Origin of the sequence: Nocardia arthritidis (assembly GCF_011801145.1) — a bacterium.
Lineage (GTDB): Bacteria > Actinomycetota > Actinomycetes > Mycobacteriales > Mycobacteriaceae > Nocardia > Nocardia arthritidis_A.
Genome location: NZ_CP046172.1, coordinates 9,780,362 through 9,799,046, shown reverse-complemented (window position 1 = coordinate 9,799,046; position 18,685 = coordinate 9,780,362). Strand labels below are relative to the sequence as shown.

General features: G+C 66.7%; 21 protein-coding genes. 8 read left to right on the top strand and 13 right to left on the bottom strand.

Annotated elements, in window-relative coordinates; translation table 11 throughout:
• Positions 1-10: 10 nt before the first annotated feature.
• The 5 genes from F5544_RS44780 to F5544_RS44760 form a co-directional block, all read right to left on the bottom strand.
• A complete protein-coding gene (locus tag F5544_RS44780) occupies positions 11-796 on the bottom strand; it encodes a polysaccharide deacetylase family protein (protein ID WP_238846996.1) in 786 nt (261 codons plus the stop codon).
• A gap of 193 nt (positions 797-989) precedes the next feature.
• Positions 990-2,027 carry an aminotransferase class I/II-fold pyridoxal phosphate-dependent enzyme gene (locus F5544_RS44775; RefSeq protein ID WP_167478725.1) on the bottom strand — a complete coding sequence of 346 codons (1,038 nt, stop codon included), beginning with the start codon at positions 2,025-2,027 and terminating at the stop codon, positions 990-992.
• Positions 2,024-3,034 carry a 3-oxoacyl-ACP synthase III family protein gene (locus tag F5544_RS44770; RefSeq protein WP_167479939.1) on the bottom strand — a complete coding sequence of 337 codons (1,011 nt, stop codon included), beginning with the start codon at positions 3,032-3,034 and terminating at the stop codon, positions 2,024-2,026. Before F5544_RS44770 ends, F5544_RS44775 begins: the two co-directional genes overlap by 4 nt.
• A 24-nt stretch (positions 3,035-3,058) precedes the next feature.
• Complete coding sequence (locus F5544_RS44765) at positions 3,059-3,724, bottom strand: SRPBCC family protein (RefSeq protein ID WP_167478724.1); 666 nt, start codon at positions 3,722-3,724, stop codon at positions 3,059-3,061.
• Complete coding sequence (locus F5544_RS44760; RefSeq protein WP_167478723.1) at positions 3,721-5,409, bottom strand: thiamine pyrophosphate-binding protein; 1,689 nt, start codon at positions 5,407-5,409, stop codon at positions 3,721-3,723. The genes F5544_RS44765 and F5544_RS44760 overlap by 4 nt, the downstream gene beginning before the upstream one ends.
• A gap of 215 nt (positions 5,410-5,624) precedes the next feature.
• Between F5544_RS44760 and F5544_RS44755 the strand changes: the two genes are divergently transcribed.
• The 3 genes from F5544_RS44755 to F5544_RS44745 all read left to right on the top strand — a co-directional run bounded on the left by F5544_RS44755 (position 5,625) and on the right by F5544_RS44745 (position 8,030).
• Positions 5,625-6,164 (top strand): EXLDI protein, encoded by a 540-nt coding sequence (locus tag F5544_RS44755; protein ID WP_167478722.1) that lies wholly within the window; start codon positions 5,625-5,627, stop codon positions 6,162-6,164.
• A 115-nt stretch (positions 6,165-6,279) separates the two neighbouring features.
• A complete protein-coding gene (locus F5544_RS44750; protein ID WP_167478721.1) occupies positions 6,280-7,269 on the top strand; it encodes an ATP-binding cassette domain-containing protein in 990 nt (329 codons plus the stop codon).
• A complete protein-coding gene (locus F5544_RS44745; RefSeq protein WP_167478720.1) occupies positions 7,266-8,030 on the top strand; it encodes an ABC transporter permease in 765 nt (254 codons plus the stop codon). Before F5544_RS44750 ends, F5544_RS44745 begins: the two co-directional genes overlap by 4 nt.
• A gap of 60 nt (positions 8,031-8,090) precedes the next feature.
• On the opposite strand, the gene F5544_RS44740 is transcribed toward F5544_RS44745, so the two are convergent.
• The 3 genes from F5544_RS44740 to F5544_RS44730 are packed head-to-tail and all read right to left on the bottom strand — an operon-like array spanning position 8,091 to position 10,017.
• Positions 8,091-8,807, bottom strand: a complete 717-nt coding sequence (locus F5544_RS44740; protein ID WP_167478719.1) for an anti-sigma factor family protein — start codon at positions 8,805-8,807, stop codon at positions 8,091-8,093.
• Positions 8,804-9,313: a sigma-70 family RNA polymerase sigma factor gene (locus F5544_RS44735; RefSeq protein ID WP_167478718.1), complete on the bottom strand. Its 510-nt coding sequence runs from the start codon at positions 9,311-9,313 to the stop codon at positions 8,804-8,806. The genes F5544_RS44740 and F5544_RS44735 overlap by 4 nt, the downstream gene beginning before the upstream one ends.
• A 59-nt stretch (positions 9,314-9,372) precedes the next feature.
• The gene (locus F5544_RS44730) at positions 9,373-10,017 is read right to left on the bottom strand and encodes a YqgE/AlgH family protein (protein WP_167478717.1); all 645 of its coding nucleotides are present in this window, start codon (positions 10,015-10,017) and stop codon (positions 9,373-9,375) included.
• Between the two features lie 159 nt (positions 10,018-10,176).
• On the opposite strand from F5544_RS44730, the gene F5544_RS44725 reads away from it, so the two are divergent.
• Entirely contained in the window at positions 10,177-10,938 is a 762-nt protein-coding gene (locus tag F5544_RS44725; protein WP_167478716.1) for a lysophospholipid acyltransferase family protein, read from the top strand.
• 3 nt (positions 10,939-10,941) lie between these two features.
• Here the strand turns inward: F5544_RS44725 and F5544_RS44720 are convergent, their stop codons facing one another.
• Positions 10,942-11,253, bottom strand: a complete 312-nt coding sequence (locus F5544_RS44720) for a GNAT family N-acetyltransferase (RefSeq protein ID WP_167478715.1) — start codon at positions 11,251-11,253, stop codon at positions 10,942-10,944.
• 159 nt (positions 11,254-11,412) lie between these two features.
• Between F5544_RS44720 and F5544_RS44715 the strand changes: the two genes are divergently transcribed.
• Both F5544_RS44715 and F5544_RS44710 read left to right on the top strand, forming a co-directional pair.
• Entirely contained in the window at positions 11,413-12,990 is a 1,578-nt protein-coding gene (locus F5544_RS44715; RefSeq protein ID WP_167478714.1) for an alpha/beta hydrolase, read from the top strand.
• 136 nt (positions 12,991-13,126) lie between these two features.
• Positions 13,127-14,287 (top strand): glycerate kinase, encoded by a 1,161-nt coding sequence (locus F5544_RS44710; protein ID WP_167478713.1) that lies wholly within the window; start codon positions 13,127-13,129, stop codon positions 14,285-14,287.
• On the opposite strand, the gene F5544_RS44705 is transcribed toward F5544_RS44710, so the two are convergent.
• Positions 14,256-14,609, bottom strand: a complete 354-nt coding sequence (locus F5544_RS44705) for a winged helix-turn-helix transcriptional regulator (protein ID WP_167478712.1) — start codon at positions 14,607-14,609, stop codon at positions 14,256-14,258. The two genes, F5544_RS44710 and F5544_RS44705, sit on opposite strands and share 32 nt — an antisense overlap.
• A 146-nt stretch (positions 14,610-14,755) precedes the next feature.
• Here F5544_RS44705 and F5544_RS44700 point away from each other — a divergent pair, with 146 nt between their 5' ends.
• The gene (locus F5544_RS44700; protein WP_167478711.1) at positions 14,756-15,640 is read left to right on the top strand and encodes an NAD(P)-dependent oxidoreductase; all 885 of its coding nucleotides are present in this window, start codon (positions 14,756-14,758) and stop codon (positions 15,638-15,640) included.
• Here F5544_RS44700 and F5544_RS44695 read toward each other — a convergent pair.
• The 3 genes from F5544_RS44695 to F5544_RS44685 are packed head-to-tail and all read right to left on the bottom strand — an operon-like array spanning position 15,628 to position 17,634.
• Complete coding sequence (locus F5544_RS44695; RefSeq protein WP_167478710.1) at positions 15,628-15,870, bottom strand: helix-turn-helix transcriptional regulator; 243 nt, start codon at positions 15,868-15,870, stop codon at positions 15,628-15,630. The genes F5544_RS44700 and F5544_RS44695 overlap by 13 nt on opposite strands.
• Positions 15,860-16,711: an ABC transporter permease gene (locus F5544_RS44690; protein WP_167478709.1), complete on the bottom strand. Its 852-nt coding sequence runs from the start codon at positions 16,709-16,711 to the stop codon at positions 15,860-15,862. Before F5544_RS44690 ends, F5544_RS44695 begins: the two co-directional genes overlap by 11 nt.
• The gene (locus F5544_RS44685; RefSeq protein WP_167478708.1) at positions 16,708-17,634 is read right to left on the bottom strand and encodes an ABC transporter ATP-binding protein; all 927 of its coding nucleotides are present in this window, start codon (positions 17,632-17,634) and stop codon (positions 16,708-16,710) included. Before F5544_RS44685 ends, F5544_RS44690 begins: the two co-directional genes overlap by 4 nt.
• 158 nt (positions 17,635-17,792) lie before the next feature.
• On the opposite strand from F5544_RS44685, the gene F5544_RS44680 reads away from it, so the two are divergent.
• Positions 17,793-18,596 (top strand): ArsR/SmtB family transcription factor, encoded by an 804-nt coding sequence (locus F5544_RS44680; RefSeq protein WP_167479938.1) that lies wholly within the window; start codon positions 17,793-17,795, stop codon positions 18,594-18,596.
• Positions 18,597-18,685 lie beyond the last annotated feature (89 nt).

Genomic DNA, 18,685 nt, shown 5'->3' with positions numbered 1-18,685 from the left:
CGTTGAACATTCAGCGGGGCGGGAGCAGCACGTCGTTGAGCGTGACCATGGCGAGCTTGCGCTCCTTGATGATGTCGACGAGCTGGCCGTAGCAGTGGGTCACGGCCGGGTGGTTGGCGTGGCCGATGACGATGGTCTGCGGGTTGAAGTATTTGCGAGCGCATTCGATCAGATACTGCTCGGTGATCACGCCGGAGTCGGCCAGTGAGCCGTACCACATGGTCGGCACGGTGTAGCCGAGGTCGGCGGCCACCTTGTCGACGGTGGCGTTGTGCCTGCCGTACGGCGGGCGGAAGTACGGTGTGGCGTCGGTGCCGAAATTGTCGCGGAGATACTTCTTCGCCCGGTCCAGCTGGGACGAGACGGCCGATGCCGACAGCTTGGTCAGGTCCGGGTGATCCCAGGTGTGGTTGCCGAGCTGGATCTGGCCGGAGTCGACCAGGGGACGCAACGCGTTCCGGTGGATATTCCACGAGTCGTAGTAGGCGGTGACGAAGAAGGTGAAGCGCGCGCCGGTGTCCCTGGCGAACTGGATGTACGCGCCGACCACCTCGGGGCTCGCGCCGTCGTCCACCGTCAGCGCGATGCCGTTGCCCGCGCCGGGCAGCGCGGTGATGGTGCCCGCCGGGATCGGCGACTTCGGGCCGCCGGGTGGCGGCAGCAGCGGCGGCGCGGGCGGGGCCAGCGGATTACCGGCCGAACCGCTGTCGATCGGTGCACCCGTCGCGGACGTGCAACCGGTCACCACCAGCGCGGTACCCGCGGCGAGCAATGTCAGCAATTGGCGTCGTTCCACCGGCAAATCCTCGTTCTAGCTGCATACAAACGGTTGCACGCTATCGAAGCTACCTGTATTGGAGTGAAATCGCCGCTGTCGATCGCGCGAACGGCCGGATCGGCCCGGTGGCAGCGACGCGAGATTCCGCTCCCCGATCATGGTGCCGGATCGCTCGTATACCCGAGTCACCGAGGTGTGCCCCGCGGAAGCGTCACCCCGGCCGCAGGAATTCGAGCGCGGCCAGCACCGCCCGGTCGGCCTCCGGATCGCCGACCGCCACCCGCGCGCTGCCGTCCGGATAGGCCTTCGCGCCGATTCCCGCGCGCCGCAGCGCCGTCGCCACGCCCGGCCCCGGGAGGTACAGGAAGTTGGCGTGACTGCGCGGGACCGCGATCCCGCAGCGCCGCAGCGAATTCCGCAGCGCCTCCCGCTGAGTGGTGATGCGGATGATGCGCGCGCGCAATTCCGGTTCCGCGGCATACGATTCGGCGACCGCGACCACCGCGGCGGCACTGACGCCGAACGGCAGCTGCAGTTTACGCACCCGCCCGGCCAGCTCCCGCCTGCCGAAGCAGTAGCCGATGCGCAGTCCGGCCAGCCCGTATGCCTTCGAAAAGGTCCGCAGCACAAGCAGATTGGGGTGACGCTCGAGCAGCGCGATGCTGTCGGCGCGATCGGCGGGCGCGAGGAATTCCGCGTACGCCTCGTCCAGGATCACCGGGATGCGCGACGGTACCGCGCACAGGAACGCCCTGAGCTCATCGAGCGGAAGCACCGTCCCGGTCGGATTGTGCGGACGACACAGCACGACCAGTCCGGTCCGCTTGTCGATGGCCCGCACCATCGACCGAATATCTTGGCCGCCAGCGGAATCCAGCCGGACCGGCACCGCGTCCAACCCGGCCATCTCGGCCATGATCGGGTAGCCGTCGAAGGTGGGCGAGCCGAAGACGATGCCCGAGCCCGGTGCGGTGAGGGACTGCATGATCTGCATGGCGACCCCGGTCGCACCGGCCCCGACCACCACCTGATCCTCGTGCACGCCGAGATGCCGGGCGATGAGCCGTGGCAGCGTGCGCGGCAGGAATTCCGGATACCGGTTCGCCTGCGCCAGCACGCCGTGCACCGCCGCGAGCACCGAAGGCAGTGGCGGAAAGGGGTTTTCGCTCAGGCTGAGATCGAATCTGGTCGTCGCGCCCGCGCGATGTCGCGGTGCCGGGCGAGTGTCGTCGGCCAGCCGGATACTCATGCCGCGCCCCACCGCACCGCCGCCGCCCCGGCGAAATCGCCCGCATGCGCGAAGGCGGCCATCAGCACCACCGAACCGTTGCGCAGCCCGCCCGCCCGGTTCGTGATGTCGAGGGTGACGGGAATGCCTGCGGCGAAAAGGTTTCCGCACCGATCGAAGGTGTCCGGATGCCGTTCGGCCGGTAGTTCCAGCGCATCGTGCCAGTTGCGCAGGAACAGCCGGTTCGGCTGATTGGTGACGAAGGTGTCGATATCGCGGCCCTTCACGCCGATGCGCTCGCAGACCGCGAGCGCCACCTCCGGCACCAGCCGATTGCCGCGCGCGAACACCTTGGTGACCTTGGATTCGGTGAAGCTGACGCAGCCCTGCCCCACGCCCGGCTCCCAGTACTTGCGCGCGCCGTTGGTGGAAAAGTCCATATCCCCGGCGAATTCGGGATAGGTGCGGCATTCGATGTCGAGAATCGGCGCGCTGTCGTCCTTGACCAGCAGCCCGACGCCGCAGCCGTCGCCGGGCACCGGAGCCTGGGCCAGCTTGCGGATCTCGGTCTGGGTGAATACCGGGCCCGCGCAGTTCTGCGTCGCCGCGATGAGCGCGGTGCGCGCGTCGGTGGTTTGCAGGATCATCCTGGCCAAACCCATCATGTGCACGAAGGCCGCGCAGCCGCCGTTGTGGATATCGAAGACGTGGCCGGGCCGCATGCCGAGCCTGCGCGCCACCTCCGGCCCGCAGCCGAGCACCGGATTGTCCGGCAGCTGGGTGTGCGTGATGAGCACGTCGATCCGCGAAAGTAGTTGGCTGCCATGGCGTTGCACCAGCGGCGCGACCGCCCGCTCGACCATATCGACCGCGGTTTCGTCGCGCGCGACATGATGGCGGCCCTTGGGCGCGCGGAACATGACGTTCTTGGCCATCCGGTCCGAACGGGCGAACTGGGTGAAGTATTCGGTGGGCACCGGATTGCCGGGCAGATAGCTCGCGACATCGATCAGGCTGACGGTCGGCATTGTCGGATCGGTCATGGCGCTACCTCACCGCATCCATTCGGGTTTGATCGGAAGCCCGTGCGCCGCACGGTATTCGCAGATCGCCCGGAGGTTGTCCAGCTCCAGCTGATGTCCGGCCGAGAACATCTCCCAGAAATCACCGACCCACACCGGCCTTTTCGCGGGCGCGGTCTCCGGATACGGATTCTCGTCGTAGAACGGATGATGGCAATTGACCCACAGCACAACCGATCCCGGCTTGTTCAGCACCACCTGCGCGTCGATCACCCGCATCAGGTAAACCATCCACAGGTGCTGCCCCTGATCCCAGGCGCAGTGGTAGTCGACGGTCATCGCCGCGGCGTCGGCGACGGTGCGGGTGTAGATCCGGGTGCTGTCGCCGAGCCGGTCGTAGGCCAGCCAGAGCCCGGGCTCGTCGGTTTCCACGAAGCCGCGCAGGCTGTAGGTCCACTCCTCCAGCGACCTGGTGTCGGCCAGGTACGCCCACACCTCGCGCGGCGGCGCCGCGATATAGCCCTGTACCGGGCAGAATTCGCCGAAGACCTGGTCGTGTGGATACACCGATCGCAGCATGTCCATGATGATCGGAGTGGTCGCCTCGCGGTCGGAGTTCTCGATCCGCAAGACGCCCGGCACGACGTCCTCCGGAATGTCGCTCAGCGCGGGCAAGGGGAAACTGCTTGTCGTCACGACGCCCTCCTGGATGCGTCCAACGCCGTCAGAAACGGCACGAAAGGTGGTATTTCATCGGGGTCGCAGTCGATCGAAACGAACGACGGCCCTTCGCTTTCCGCGCACCGCCGCAGTGCGGTGGCCAGTTCGCCGGTGGTGCCGACGGTGTGCGCGGGCAGATCCGGGAACATGGCCGCGAGGCCCGCGCCGAGATGTGCGGGCCGGAACCTGTTGAAGCTGTACCGATCCCGGTAGTACAGCCGTTCCCTGGTGACGCACATGGCGTGCGCGTTGTTGTTGAGGACGATGAACGTGACGGGCAGTGCGTGCTCGACCGCGGTGTGCACCTCCATGCCGTGCATGAAGAATGCGCCGTCACCGGCGATGACGACCGTGCGCCTCGTTCCGTCCGGTCCGCGGCGGCGGGCGAACGCGGAGCCGATGCCCGCGCCGAATGCGTAACCCATGCCACCCATGCCGAGCGCGACGACGAACCGTGCGTCCCCGCGGATCCGCAGGTGGTGCACCACCGCCGCGCCGGTATTTCCGGCGTCGGCGAATACATCTGTGCCCGAGGGTAATTCGGCCGCGATGGTCTCGACCAGATCGTGATACCGCAGGCCGGGTCCGTGCGCGGGCGGGACGGCGAGCGGGGTGAGCCGATTCGTCGCCGCGCGGGGCGCCGCCTGCCGCTGCCCCCCGGAGAAGTCGGCGGCCAGCTCGCCGAGGGTGGCCGCGAGATCGGTGCTCGTCGCATGGATCGCGGGCACGAAAGGCGGTGCGGCGCCGATGCTCGCGACCGCGACGGTACCGAGCAGCTGATCGAGTCCGGTGCGCGCGGTGAGCGGCAGCGTGGTGCCGACCAGCAGGCACAGGGCCGCCGAGCGGATCGCCTCGCCGAGCTCCGGATGTCCCATCAGCCCGGCGACCCCGCAGAACGCCGGATCGTCGTTGTCGTAGGTGTCCTTGGCGTCCGGCGCCACCCCGACCGCGGCATCCAAAGTGTCTACCAGCCAAGCCAATTCGGCTCTGGCATCGTTGCGGGCCACTTGGTCGCCCGCGATCACCACCACTTTTCCGGTTCGTCTTGCCGCGGCCAGCGCGGCGCGCACGCGGACGAACTCGCCCTCGTCCTGTCGTCCGGTGCGCGCCGACATCCGGAACGGCTCGGCATCGCCCATGCCGGACTGCTGCACATCCTTCGGCAGCAGTAGCACGGCGGGCCCGCCGCGCCGGGCCGCGTCGATCGCCCTGTCCATCGCGGCGGGCAGCTCGGCCGCGGATGTCACGCGGGCGCAGTAGTGCGAGATCGCGCCGAAAAGCTGTACGGCGTCGATGGTTCCGGCTTTACCGCTGGTGTCCTGGAACGCGCCCCTGCCCTCCAGCGTCGCGGGTGGCTGACCGACGAGGGCCAGCACCGGGACCCGGGACGCATACGATTCGGCAAGTCCGGCAACGAGATTCATCGCTCCGCCGCCGGAGGTCGCGGCGACGACGCCGAGCCCGCCGGTGGTTCTGGCGTAGCCGTCGGCCATGGTGGCCGCGGAGAATTCGTGCTTGGCGACGATTCCGGTGATGCCGTCGGGGGTGTCGAAGATGGCGTCGTAGAGGTCCTCGATATTCGCGCCGTCCACGCCGAAGATGTGCCGCACGCCCAGGGTCGAAACCGCCCGTACCAGATAATCAACGACCCTGTTCGGCATAGGCACCGCTCCTACTAGCTGATCGTCACCGCGGGGCGGTGATGATCACGACCGCGTACACGTGGGATACGGGTCAGCTCGGCGGGTGGTTCACGATTTCCGGAAAATATCTAGCGCGCGATGGATTATGGGGGGTGGAACCGGGATCAGGGTCGCAAATCGGGCGACGGGACCGACCTCTTGCGTGTACGTATACATCTACGTATAGTGAGTGCATGCCCAACAAGACGATCTACGTTGCCGACGACGATCTCCCGCTGTTCCAGCGCGCGCAGGAGCTGGTCGGCGGCAACCTGTCCGGTGCGGTGGTCACCGCGCTGCGCCGGTTCATCGAACTCGAGGAGGGCAGGCAGGAGGGTTACGACGAGGTCGTGCTCCGGGTCGGGCGCGATGGCGTTCGTCAGGTCAGGTTCTCCGGCGTGCTGCTCGGCGAGTGGCACGATATCGACGACAAGCGTATCGAGCACCTCAAGGTGTATCGCAGCCGCAAGGGCAAATTCGTCCTGCACAGCCAGCACGCCAAGTGGTCCGATATGGCGACCGCGACCGCGACCGGCGGTGCGAATCAGTTCAACTGGCGGTCCTGGCGCGACTGGGGCCGGATGGTCGGCATCGGCGAAACCCACGACTGGGGCGATTTCACGCTGGATATCGCGGATTCGATCGCCGAGCTGAAGGACAAGATGCCCGGAAAGCTCTACCGGCGGGTGGCCGACCTGGCCGAGCATCCGCAGATCGAGGATCTCGACATCTAGCCGAAACCCGCACCGGCACAACTGAATACCCTGTTCATCCGCACCCCTGAGGGGGCGGTGCGGCTGAAACATGCCCTTATTCGCATTCAATTATGGATTCCAGGAAGGTCCGGCCATGAGCAACGGCCACCGCGCACCCGCCATCTCGGCGCTGGGTCTGCGCAAATCCTTCGGCGAGCACGTGGTGCTCGACGGCATCGACCTCACCGTCCCGGAGGGGACGATCTTCTCGCTGCTCGGCCCGAACGGCGCGGGCAAGACCACCACCGTGCAGATCCTCAGCACGCTGATCCACGCCGACGGCGGCGAGAACCGGGTCGGCGGCTACGACGTGGCACACGAACCGGATGCGGTGCGCTCGCTGATCGGGGTCACCGGTCAGTTCGCCGCGATCGACGAGCTGATCACCGGCCGGGAAAACCTGCTGCTGATGGGCGATCTGCACCATCTGCCCCGGCGCGACACCAAACGCCTCGCCGCCGAACTGCTCGAGCGCTTCGACCTGGTGGAGGCGGGCGATAAACCGGCATCCAGCTATTCGGGCGGTATGAAGCGCCGCCTCGATCTGGCCATGACCCTGGTCGGCGATCCGCGGATCATCTTCCTCGACGAGCCGACCACCGGCCTCGACCCGCGCAGCCGCCGGGTGATCTGGGAGATCATTCGCGGCCTGGTCCGCGATTACAGCGTAACGGTGTTCCTTACTACTCAATATCTGGAGGAAGCCGATCAGCTGTCCGACCGCATCGCGGTGCTCGACAACGGGCACATCGTCGCGGAAGGCACCGCCGCGGAACTGAAGCGGCTGGTGCCCGGCGGCCATATCCGCCTGCAGTTCGCCGACCGTGACGCGCTGCTGAAGGCGGCCGCCGCGCTCGGTACCACCACCAGCGTGCGCAACGACGCGGACCACGATCTCGACGAGGACGATCTCACGCTGGCGGTACCGAGCGACGGCGGCGTGAAATCCATTCGCGCCGTGCTGGATCGGCTCGACTACGAACAGATCGAGGTCGAGGGTCTCGCGGTGCACACGCCGAACCTCGACGACGTCTTCCTGACCCTGACCGGCCACCCGACCACCGAGAAAGAAGCCGTTCGATGAGCTCCTACGCCCTGGTCGACTCGACCACGATGGTGCGCCGGAATCTGTTGCACCTCAAGCGTTATCCCGCGATGGTCTTCTACATGATCGTCATGCCGTCGATCTTCCTGCTGATCTTCCGATTCGTATTCGGTGGCGCGCTGGAGAAGTCGTCCGGCGGACATTACATCGACTATCTGGCGCCCGGCATGCTGCTGATGGTGCCGGCCACCATCGCCTCGTCGGTGGCGGTGTCCATCGCGATGGACACCACGACGGGAATCGTGAATCGCTTTCGCACCATGGCGATTTCGCCCGGATCCTTCCTGACCGGACATGTGGTCGGCGCGCTGATCCAGGGCATGCTCAGCGTCGTCTTCATGATCGGCGTCGCGCTGCTCGTCGGCTGGCGTCCCCATGCGAACCCGCTCGAATGGGTTGCCGCGCTCGGGCTTATCGCCTTCGCCCTCTTCGCGATCATCTGGTTTTCGGTGGCGCTCGGCCTGCTGGCGCCGACCCCGGAAACCGCGAGCAATACGCCGATGCCGATCATGCTGCTGCCCTTCTTCGGCAGCGGGCTGGTCGCCACCGACACCATGCCCGCCGGACTGCGCCAGTTCGCCGAATATCAGCCGTTCACCCCGCTCACCGAAACCATGCGCGGACTGCTGATGGGCACCGAAATCGGCAATAACGGCATCCTCGCGCTGGCCTGGTGCACCGGCATCACCGCGGTCGGCTACCTGTGGTCGAAGTCCGTTTACCGCAAGCAAACTCGCTGAAAAACGATGAACTGAGCCTTCGCCGCGACCACCCCTTGAAACCAAGGCCGCGGCGGAGGCTCAGATCGTTGCGGACAGCAGCGTCTTATCTGTGCCCAACTGCTTGATGTACACCGTCCGGATGTGATCCGGCTGTGCGTCGACCACTCGATCGATCGTCAACTCGGTGCCCGGGCCCGCGGGCCACTGTCCCAACGTTTCGGTCTGCCCGTCCGACGTGACGACGAACAGCGCCAGATTCCAGCTGTACTGCTGATCGCTCCGGCCGTATTCGCAGGTCATCACGACGCGCGTCTTTCCTTCGTACGGAATGATTTTCACGCTCGCCGTCACCGGATTGGGTTCCACCGGCTGCATGGAGCGTTCGGCGAAAACCTGCTCGGAGCCGGAGCCGTGCGATCCGGCGAGGGTGGTGGCCACCGGAACCGAGATGGTTACCGCCGCCGCGGCGGCCGCGATCGCGGACCCGATGGTCACCCATCTACCCCGCTTGCGACTGCGCTCCGCCGCCGCGGTCAGCCGGGGCAGCAGTTCGGGGACCGGCGGCTCGGCCCGCTCGGCCGGTTCGATCATGGCCAGCGCGGTATCCGTTTCGACCAGCGAGAGCATGCCGGGCAGCGCGGCCAATTCGGCCACCCCGGCCCGGCAGTCCGGGCAGCCGGCCAGATGCTCCTCGTACTCCTTGCGCTCGGATCTGGTGAGGGAGCCGAGCACATACGGGGCATCCCAGGTGAGATACCGGTCGCCCGCATCGCGACCGGTGGCAATATCCGTCATTGGTTCGTCACCCCCATTTCCTGTAGTGCCAGCCGTAATGCCCGCATGCCGTAGTGCATACGGGATTTCACCGTTCCGGGCGGGATATCCAATTCCGCCGCGATCTGATGGGTGGAAAGGCCTCGATAGTAGGCACGCACGATCACCTCGCGGTGATCGGCGCTGAGTCTGCCGAGCGCGTCCGCGACCAGCCAGCCGTCCAGCGCCCGGTCGGCCTGGTCCGGCGCGGCCTGCTCCGGCGGGTTGTCCGTGCGGAACTCGCGCCGGTTGCGGGCGCTGCGGTGTTCGTCGACGGCCAGATTCCTGGCCACCGTGAACAGCCATGCCCGCGCCGACGATGTGGACTGATCGAGCACGGTGGGGCGCTGCCACGCGCGCAGCAGCGTCTCCTGCACGATGTCCTCGGCTCGTCCCGGATCGCGAACCAAACCGAGCGTATAGCGCCATAACGCCGAGGCATGCTCGTCGTAAAGCACCCGCATGAGCTCTGTTTGGCTCTCCGGCATCGCTCACCTCCCGCTCATCCCACGAAACAGCACAGGAGAAGGTTCAACAGCTGAGAACGTCAGTTGCGCTCGAGTTCGATGGGATGGGTGGCGAGTAGCGAGAGCGGCAGCGGCTGGCGGCGCAGCACATGTGCCCACAGGTCTGGGCGATCGACGCTGATCGGATCGGAAGGCAAGGCGGACAACACGATCCAGTCGCGGTTCTCCAGTTCACCCTCCAGCTGGCCGAAGGTCCAGCCCGCATAACCCGCGAAGATCCGGATGCCCTCCACGAGTGGTTCGATCCGTTCCGGTTCGGCGTCCAGGTCGACCAGCACCACCCGGCCGTCGATGCGGCGCAGTCCGGACACCCGGTCGATCGACGCGCCGACCCGGACGGTGCCGAGGCAGAGCGCCGCATCGCGTTTCACCGGACCGCCGATGAACAGGGTGCGCGGTGCGGCGGCCAGTTCGGTCCAGCGGGGTAGGACATCATGCACCGGGGTATCGCTCGGGCGGTTCAGGACAACGCCCAGACTCCCGGCCTCGTTGTGCTCGATGATGTAGACGACGGTGCGCCGGAAGGTCGGTTCGACCAGATCGGTCGCCGCCAGCAGCAGGGTGCCGGCACGTACCACCTGCTCGCCGTGCCGGAAATCGCGCCGCCTGCGGTCGCCGTGCCCGCCGCGAGTCTTCCGATCATCCGGGTCATCTGCGCGTGCCACTCCGACATCATCGCAGTTGTTGCGCCCGTGCGCCCTTTTTGCGGGCGAGTTCGGCGTTGCAAGATTTGCGCGCCGGTCCGAATACGGGTATTTGGTTGGATTTCCCGGTCGCCGTGACCGGGAACACCGTCTGGAGCGGCGCGGGGTTAGAGTGCGCGCATGGAACGGCCCGAGGTTCTCCTCGACAATGCTGATGTCGTCTACGACTTCTATCGCGACCACCGCCAGAACCGCCTGAAGGCATGGGGCGCATACGCCTTGCTCGCCCGGCGCTACTTCCCGCGGATCGCATACGCCGCCGGCGCCCGTGAAGTGCTACGGAAGGTGAACGCGCAGCGCAGGCCGTTGCTGATCGCGATAAATCACCTCTCCGAGAACGATCCGTACACCGTCGCGGCGGCGGCGTGGCGCAGCGAGCTGCGGCGGGTGATCGGCCGGGTGCGGGTGCTGGCCAAGGATGAGCTGTTCCTCGAGCCCGAACAGCGGCGCAAGATCGACATGATGGGCGGCATCCCCGTCTTCCGGGGTAAGGACCACGGTCTGCGCGCGGTGAACGCGGCCGGGCAGCTGATGATGGATATCTGCGCCGAACGCATCGCCCGCGGCGACGGGCTCGCCGTCTTCCCGGAGGGCACCTGCAACGACGTCGACCCGACCCAGGTGCAGCCGGTCGGCAGCGGTATCGGGCACATCGCATTCCGCGCGATGAAGCTCGGGGCCGAGCCGGTGCTGGTCAGCATGGGGCTGAGCTACGGGCCGCGCACCGACCCGACAGTTCTGCCGACAAAGGAGGAGGCGAAATCGGCCAGCTTCTACTTCGGCGTGCCGATCACCGAATTGCCAACGCGGCCAGCCGAAATAGCCCGGCTCGTTCGCACCGACCTGCAAAAGGCCCTCGACGGCGCGCGCGCCGCGTACTGAAAACTACTGCGGCAGCCCGAGCCGGTCGCGGGCCCAGTGCGGCACCATCGACAGGTATTCGGGCCTGTTCTCCACGAAGTGGTGCACCATCGGGCACATCGGCAGCGCGCCCAAACCCTCGGCGCGAGTGGCGTTCAGCGCGGCCTCGATCAGCTTCCTGCCCAAGCCCTGGCCCTCGTGCCGGGGATATATCTCGGTGTGCACGAACGCGCGTTCGGCCGCGGTGTCCTGATATTCGGCATAGCCCGCGATCGCGCCGTCGACGTAGATCTCGAAGCGTTCCAGTGCGGTGTTGTTCCGGACCTCGGTCGGCATGGCTGCGACGGTACTACCGTGGGTCGATATCCGTATGGTTCGCAACACCTCCCGCCCGAAAACGTACCGCCCGACTTGTCTGACGCGCCGGGCCTGCGCAGAATGCTCCAGGGGCGGATCGCGTCACCGCGCCACGAGCTTTGCCTGGAGGTGCGGAAAATGCTGCGGACACCGTCGCTTTCGAGGCTGCTCGCGGCGCTGGTGGCCGGGGTGCTCGCCGGATCGGTGAGCGCGGGGCTGTCCACGGCCACGCCGAGTCCCGTATTCGGCGCCTGCCCGGCCGGTTCGGTGCCCGCCGATCGCGGTGTCGAATGCGCGGTGATCAGCGTGCCGATGAATCCGGCCGAGCCGGACGGCAAACGCATCGACCTCACCGTCAGCCGGATCGCCGCGGTCGGCGAGCGGCGCGGCGTCATCTTCACCAATCCGGGCGGCCCCGGCGCCGACGCGCTGGACTATTGGGCGCGCCGCGTCGACGTAATGCCCGCCGAACTCACCCATTACGACCGCGTCGCGGTGCAGCCGCGCGGATTGCGCTGGGCCACACCGCTGCGCTGCGGGAGCGAGACGGATGACTCGACCGCCGACCAGGTCTCGCTCACCGGCGGCAACCGCGACACCATCAAGAAGGCCTGCGACGCCGCCCAGCCCGGCTACCTGGACACCATCACCACCGAGAACACCGCCCGCGATATGGACGCGGTGCGCGCCGCGCTCGGCGTCGACCGGATCGACTACCTCGGCACCTCGTACGGCACCTACCTCGGCGCGGTGTACGCCACGCTGTTCCCGGGCCGGGTCGATCGAATGGTGTTGGACTCCAACGTGAATCCGGATTGGGTGTGGACCGAGGAATTCGCCCAGCAGCAGGTGGCGGGCAAGCGCAGGCTCGACGACCTGTTCGCCTGGATCGCCGACCACCGCGACCAATACCACCTCGGCGATACCGCGCTGCAGGTCTACCAGACCTGGGCGCGGCTGGCGCAGGAGCAGGGCGGCGGCTGGTACGCCAACCTGACCCCGCCGCCCGCCGGCGTCGCCGACCTGCCGCGCGATCTGCCGGAGCCGCTGGCCGAGATCGCCCGCGACGGATTCAACGGCGGTGTGGAGCAGGCGGGCAAACTACAGAACCTGATGCGCACGTTGGTATCCGGCGGTGCGTCGGCGCAGGTGCCGCTGCTCGGCGCGACCGCCGTCGCCACCTACACGCGCGATTTCTGGCCCACCTTCGCCCGCGCCATGGCCGATGCCGCCATCGATCCGGCGAACGTGCGCCAGCTGCTCGCCATCGAGGGCGCCACCAGCACCGACCCCACCGGCCGCTTCGTCTTCGCCGCCGTGACCTGCAACGAGAACGCCGTGGACGGCAGGCCCGAACTACTCGGCGCCGCCATGGGCATCATCGCCTCCGGCGGCAACGCGATGGACGCCAAGGCGGATCTGGTTCGATCCGGCATGTCCTGCGGCGCCTGGCGTCCGGTCGCCAAACCGGTGCCGATCACCGGCGCCGGACTGGCCACCAAACCGCTACTGCTGCAAAGCCGTAACGACGCGTTGACCGCATACGAGGGCGGCACCGCGATGGCGCGTGCACTGCAGGGCTCGCTGATCACGGTCGACGGCGGCGACCACGGCACCTTCGGCCGCCGCAATCCTGCGGTGGACGACGCGGTGCTGAACTACCTGAAGACCGGACAGGTCACCATTACGCAGGCTGAGCAGGCTCCGCTGCGCTGACGTGTCGGCTAGTTGGTGTCGGGATGATCGTGCCGCGCTGACAGGTTGCGTGCGAGTCTCGTTGTCGGGCGTGCTCGGACCTGTGCGCGGAGTCCTCGGTGCTGGCAGTTACTGCGGCACCCGACACAATGTGGGGATGACGGGCGTTCCTCGGGTGGTGCTTGCGCCGGACAAGTTCAAGGGGTCGCTGACCGCTCCGCGGGTGGCGGCGGCTCTCGCGGTCGGCATCGGGCGGGTCGCGCCGACGGCCGAGGTGCGGCAGGCGCCGGTGGCGGATGGTGGCGACGGCACGGTTGACGCGTTCGTGGCCGCGGGTTGGGCGCGGGTCGAGTTGATCGCGCCGGGGCCGACCGGTGTGCCGTCTCCGACCTCGTACGCGGTGCGTGGGACGACCGCGGTGGTCGAGTTGGCCGCGGTCGTCGGATTGGCGAAACTTCCTGGCGGACAACCGGATCCGCTCGGATCGGGCACTGAGGGCCTAGGCGTGGTCATCGCACATGCATTGGATCGCGGTGCCACCGATATCGTCATCGGCCTCGGCGGCAGCGCGTCAACCGATGGAGGCGCGGGCATGGTGCGCGGGCTCGGCGCGCGCCTGCTGGATATCGATGGAAACGAATTACCTTCCGGCGGTGCGGCTTTGGTGCGGGCCGCGCAACTGGATCTCGGCGAGATACACCCCGGCGTCGCGACTGCGAAGTTCACGCTGGCGTGCGATGTCGATAATCCGCTGCTCGGACCGAGCGGTGCGGTGACGGTGTATGCGCCCCAAAAGGGCGCTACCACCGAGGATATGGTGAATCTCGAAGCGGCACTGAAGAATTGGTCCGAACTCGCGGGTCCGGAATTCGCCGACGTTCCGGGCTCCGGCGCGGCGGGCGGTACCGGTTTCGGCGCCCTGGCCGTACTCGGCGCTCAGGTCCGCAGCGGTATCGAGGTCGTATTCGAACTTCTCGATTTCCCTTCGCTGCTCGCCGGAGCCACCCTCGTGGTCACCGGCGAAGGTTCACTGGATATCCAGAGCCTGCACGGGAAGGCGCCCATCGGCGTCTGCGAAATAGCCCGCGCCGCAGGCATTCCCGTCATCGCCGCGGTCGGCCGCAACACGCTCACCGCCGCCGAGATCCGCGCCGCCGGTTTCACCGCCTGCTACGCACTCACCGACCTCGAACCCGACCCGGCCCGCTCGATGACCGACGCATCCAACCTGCTGGAGCAGATCGGTGAGGCGATAGCCGCGAGTTTCGCGACCGGCCGGGAGGGCACTAACTCGCCGAGGCGAGCAGGTTCTCGGTGAGCTGGCGGCGGTTCTTGTCGCCCCACTCCTCCAGCGGACGCAGCGCCTCGGCCAGCTCCTGGCCGAGTGGGGTGAGCGAGTACTCCACGCGCGGCGGGATCTCCGGGTAGATCTCGCGGTGCACGATGCCGTTGGCCTCCAGCTGACGCAGATTCTCCGCGAGCACCTTCTCGCTGACGCCCTGCAGCAGCTTGCGGATCTGCCCGAACCGCACCGGTCCGGAGCCGAGCACCCACATCAGGTGCATCTTCCACTTTCCGCCGACGACGTCGATCGCCAGCGACATCCCGCAGACTTCCTCGTGATCCGCATCACTGCTCATATTCCACGCACTCCCTGTGACCTTATTTCGAACCTCGAGGTAAGCAACCGAACTCGAACGTGCGGTCTTCCCGACTCTACCTGCGGCGATGAACCATACATTCCGGCGCCGACATTCAACCGACTCCAGATCCGAAGGGATACAGCATGTCCGACAGCAGCACCCGTTCCGTCTCCGTCATCGGCCTCGGCCCGATGGGGCAGGCGATGGTCCGGGCCTTCCTGGCGGCCGGCGTCGAGGTGACCGTGTGGAACCGCAGCGCGGGCAAGGTCGACGAGATGGTCGCACTCGGCGCGAAGCGGGCCGCGTCCGTGGCCGACGCGCTGGACGCCAACGAGGTGTCCGTGCTCAGCCTCACCCACTACGCCGCCATGTACGACGTCCTGGGGCAGGCGGTCGACCACCTCCCCGGCAAGGTGATCGCGAATCTGTCCTCCGATTCGCCGGAGCAGGCGCGCAAGGGCGGTGAATGGGTGAGATCCCATGGGGCGCAGTTCATTTCCGGTGGCGTCATGTCGGCGGGCGACAATATCACGCACCCGGCGTCCTACATCTTCTACAGCGGCCCGCAGGAGGTCTTCGACGCGCACGCCGAACTGCTGCGTCCGTTGAGCCCGCAGGAGTACCTCGGCGTCGATGACGGGCTCGCCCAGGTCTTCTACCAGGCCGGACTGATCATTTTCCATCCGTGGATGCTCGCCTTCGAACAGGCGCTCGCGGTGATCGCACGCTCCGGTCACGATATTGATCAGTTCCTGCCCTACGCGTTGCGCTCCGCCGATGCGTACCCGTATTTCATCGCCGATTTCGCGGCGGCCGCCAAGGCGGGCGGCTGGGGCACCCTTGCCTCGCTGAAGATGATGGACGCGGGCGCTCAGCACATCATCGACGCCAGTGTGGAGGTGGGCGTCGATGCGACGCTTTCCCATGCCGCACAGGGGCTTTGGCGTCGGGCCATCGCCGCGAGTGAGGCGTCGGGCGAGGTGGTTCCGGTCTACCGGTTGATCGGCGGCACCGCTCAGGCGGAGTGAGCGTCCGAGCCGAGTCTGGGGAAGGGGGCGGTGGAGAAGACGACCTCCACCGCAACCTCGAAGTAGGCGGCGATGCGCAGCGCCAGATGCAGGCTCGGGCTGTACTCGCCGCGCTCCAGATATCCGATGGTCTGGTAGTGCACGCCGAGCGCATCGGCCAGCTCGCGCCGGGAGATGCCGCGCTCGGCGCGCAGCATCGCGATCCGGTTGTAGATGACCTCAGTAGGCACGTTGCAAAGCCTTATCACGCCGGCCGTCGACGCCGGATCCGGACTCCCTGCGGGCCATCCGCCGCAGCGTGATCGGGGCGAGTATCAAGCCGACGACCACCCAGGCGCCGAGCGCGCCGAATGTCTCGAAATGCCGCCAGGATTGGCCGATTTCGACCGCGGACATGGCATCGGGGAGCATGGCCGACCGGACGCCGAGGCCCATCCAGTAGATCGGGAACACCTGCCCGAGGCCCTGTAGCCAGCCGGACAGTGAGGAGATCGGATAGAAGATCCCGGAGATCGAGACCACGACCATGACCACCAGGGAGACCACGGCGAAGCTGCGCGGACTGCTGAGCACCGACCCGAGGATGGCGCCGATCGGCAGGGTCGCCAGCAGTCCGAGGAGCACGATGCCGATCAGTTCGATCCAGGCCGTGGCGGTTCCCATCCTGGTTCCCCCGATCAGGATCAATCCGGCTACCAGGACCACCGTGAATTGGAAGAGCACCCAGCACGACACCGTGACGATCTTGCCGATCAGATAACCGGTCATACCGTTGGGAGTTGCCTTGGCGCGCAACAAGGTTCCGTCTTCCTTCTCTACGACGAGCAACTGTGCCATGACCAGCGTGCCGTTGAAGGCGATCAGCATGCCGAGGATGCTCGGCAGCGCCAGCGCGCCGAGGCCGAAACCGCTGTCGGCGAAATGGCCGTTGCGCATGAAGTACAGCGCGACGATCGTGCCGATCGGAAAGAACAGCGCGCCGAAGAGATCCTCCGGGTTGGTCGCCATCTGTCCCAATTCCAGTACCCCGCGCTGGATTCCGGCGCGGACCGCGGTGACCATCGGATTCATCGCGACACCTCCTCCAGCGTGCGCACCTCGGTCTGCTGTTGCCCGGATTCGAATTGCCGCACCAGGGTCATATACGTCTCCTCCAGCGACGCCCGCCGCACCTCTAGTTCGCCGATCTCCTCGCCGTACTGTTTGAACAGCTCGTACACGAATTTGGTCGACTCGTTCGTGGTGTGCACGTACCGCTGCCCGTCCCTGGTCCACCTGATCTCGGCCTCGACCGCGATGCTGCGGGACAGTTCGTCGGCCGAGCCGTCGGCGATGATCCGGCCGCCCGCCAGGATCAGGATGCGGTCCGCGAGTTTTTCCGCCTCGTCGAGATCGTGGGTGGTGAGCAGGATGGTGGTGTCGTCGTCGGCGAGGCGGTGCACCAGGTCGTGGAATTCCCGGCGCGCCTCGGGATCGAATCCCGTTGTCGGCTCGTCGAGGAACAGCAGTTCGGGCCTGCCGACGATGCCGATCGCCACGTCGAGCCTGCGCCGCTGGCCGCCGGAGAGCGTCTTGATTCTGTTCCCGGCCTGTGCGGTGAGCCCGACGGTGGCGATGAGTTCGTCGGTGTTCCAAGGTCTTCGGATGCGTTCGGTGCCGTAGGGCGCGTAGTAGCTGCCGAGGTGCGAAAGTAGTTGGCGCACCGTCCATTTGGCATGGTCGCGCCAGGATTGCAGGACGACGCCGATCCGGGCGCGCCACGCCTCGCCGCCGTGTATCGGGTTGACGCCGAGCACCTCGACCCGTCCGGCGGATGGGCTGCGGAACCCCTCGAGTATTTCGATGGTGGTGGTTTTGCCCGCCCCGTTCGGCCCGAGCAGCGCCACCACCTCGCCGTGCCGGGCCTGGAAGTCGACGCCGTGCAGGACGTCTTTCGTGCCGTATCTCATGCGCAATTGCGAGACGTCGAGTACGACGTCCTCCCCCGCGGTCATACTTTCCTCCGTTGTAAGTCAGGGATTGTTCATAGCATACCTACTACATTTCGACGCCACAATGCTGTTTCTGCGGCGCAACCCCATTGACATGCAGCCTCTCGGCTGCCTAATCTCGGGAAATGCAGCCAAATGGCTGCATGAATCGGAAAGGCGATATGGACGAGGTATTCCGGGCGCTCGCCGATCCCAACCGCAGGCGGCTACTCGACAGCCTCAATGCCCGCAACGGGCAGACGCTGCGCGAACTGTGCGCCGGGCTGGCGATGGCGCGCCAGTCGGTGAGCAAGCACCTCGCGATTCTGGAGGCGGCCAACCTGATCGCCACCCGGCGCAGCGGCCGGGAGAAACTGCACTACCTCAATGCCGAACCCATCAACGCCATTGCCGAACGCTGGATCACGCAGTACGACCGCGCGCGGGTGCACGCACTCGCCGATCTGAAGAAAGCACTGGAGGCGCAACCCATGGCCGAGACCGAATTCGTATACACCACATACATCAAGACCACGCCGGAGAAGCTCTGGCAGGCGCTCACCGAGCCCGCGTTCACCAAGCGCTACTGGGGTGTCGCCGCCGATACCGACTGGCGGCCCGGCTCGGAAATGGTTTGGCACCAAGGTGATTGGTCCAGCAAGGATCCGGAGCAAGTGGTGCTGGAGGCCGACCCGTATCGCAGGCTGTCCTACACCTGGCACACCTTCGACCCGGCCTTCGCCGAGACCTTCGACTTCAGCGAGGAACAGCTGGCGAAATGGGCCGCGGAGCCGCGGTCGAAGGTGACCTTCGAGCTGGAGCCGCTGGGTGAGATCGTGAAACTCACTGTGGTGCATGATGGTTTCGGGCCGGGCAGCGGTGTGCTCGCGGGTATCAGCGAGGGCTGGCCCGCCATTCTGGCGAATCTGAAGACGCTGCTGGAGACCGGCGAGACCCTGCCGGAACCCGAAGCCGCCCAACGGTGACCGTTCTCCCGGTGCGCCTGCCCGTCGCGCGAAATTTGTTTATCGGCAACTGAAATCAATTGAATTGCACCTAATCTGTCTGGTTTTCC

Coding starts and splice junctions, on each gene's coding strand:
- F5544_RS44775 (WP_167478725.1), bottom strand. CDS start 2,027: ATGAGTATCCGGCTGGCCGACGACACTCGCCCGGCACCGCGACATCGC.
- F5544_RS44770 (WP_167479939.1), bottom strand. CDS start 3,034: ATGCCGACCGTCAGCCTGATCGATGTCGCGAGCTATCTGCCCGGCAAT.
- F5544_RS44760 (WP_167478723.1), bottom strand. CDS start 5,409: ATGCCGAACAGGGTCGTTGATTATCTGGTACGGGCGGTTTCGACCCTG.
- F5544_RS44755 (WP_167478722.1), top strand. CDS start 5,625: ATGCCCAACAAGACGATCTACGTTGCCGACGACGATCTCCCGCTGTTC.
- F5544_RS44750 (WP_167478721.1), top strand. CDS start 6,280: ATGAGCAACGGCCACCGCGCACCCGCCATCTCGGCGCTGGGTCTGCGC.
- F5544_RS44745 (WP_167478720.1), top strand. CDS start 7,266: ATGAGCTCCTACGCCCTGGTCGACTCGACCACGATGGTGCGCCGGAAT.
- F5544_RS44740 (WP_167478719.1), bottom strand. CDS start 8,807: ATGACGGATATTGCCACCGGTCGCGATGCGGGCGACCGGTATCTCACC.
- F5544_RS44735 (WP_167478718.1), bottom strand. CDS start 9,313: ATGCCGGAGAGCCAAACAGAGCTCATGCGGGTGCTTTACGACGAGCAT.
- F5544_RS44725 (WP_167478716.1), top strand. CDS start 10,177: ATGGAACGGCCCGAGGTTCTCCTCGACAATGCTGATGTCGTCTACGAC.
- F5544_RS44720 (WP_167478715.1), bottom strand. CDS start 11,253: ATGCCGACCGAGGTCCGGAACAACACCGCACTGGAACGCTTCGAGATC.
- F5544_RS44715 (WP_167478714.1), top strand. CDS start 11,413: ATGCTGCGGACACCGTCGCTTTCGAGGCTGCTCGCGGCGCTGGTGGCC.
- F5544_RS44710 (WP_167478713.1), top strand. CDS start 13,127: ATGACGGGCGTTCCTCGGGTGGTGCTTGCGCCGGACAAGTTCAAGGGG.
- F5544_RS44705 (WP_167478712.1), bottom strand. CDS start 14,609: ATGAGCAGTGATGCGGATCACGAGGAAGTCTGCGGGATGTCGCTGGCG.
- F5544_RS44700 (WP_167478711.1), top strand. CDS start 14,756: ATGTCCGACAGCAGCACCCGTTCCGTCTCCGTCATCGGCCTCGGCCCG.
- F5544_RS44690 (WP_167478709.1), bottom strand. CDS start 16,711: ATGAATCCGATGGTCACCGCGGTCCGCGCCGGAATCCAGCGCGGGGTA.
- F5544_RS44685 (WP_167478708.1), bottom strand. CDS start 17,634: ATGACCGCGGGGGAGGACGTCGTACTCGACGTCTCGCAATTGCGCATG.
- F5544_RS44680 (WP_167479938.1), top strand. CDS start 17,793: ATGGACGAGGTATTCCGGGCGCTCGCCGATCCCAACCGCAGGCGGCTA.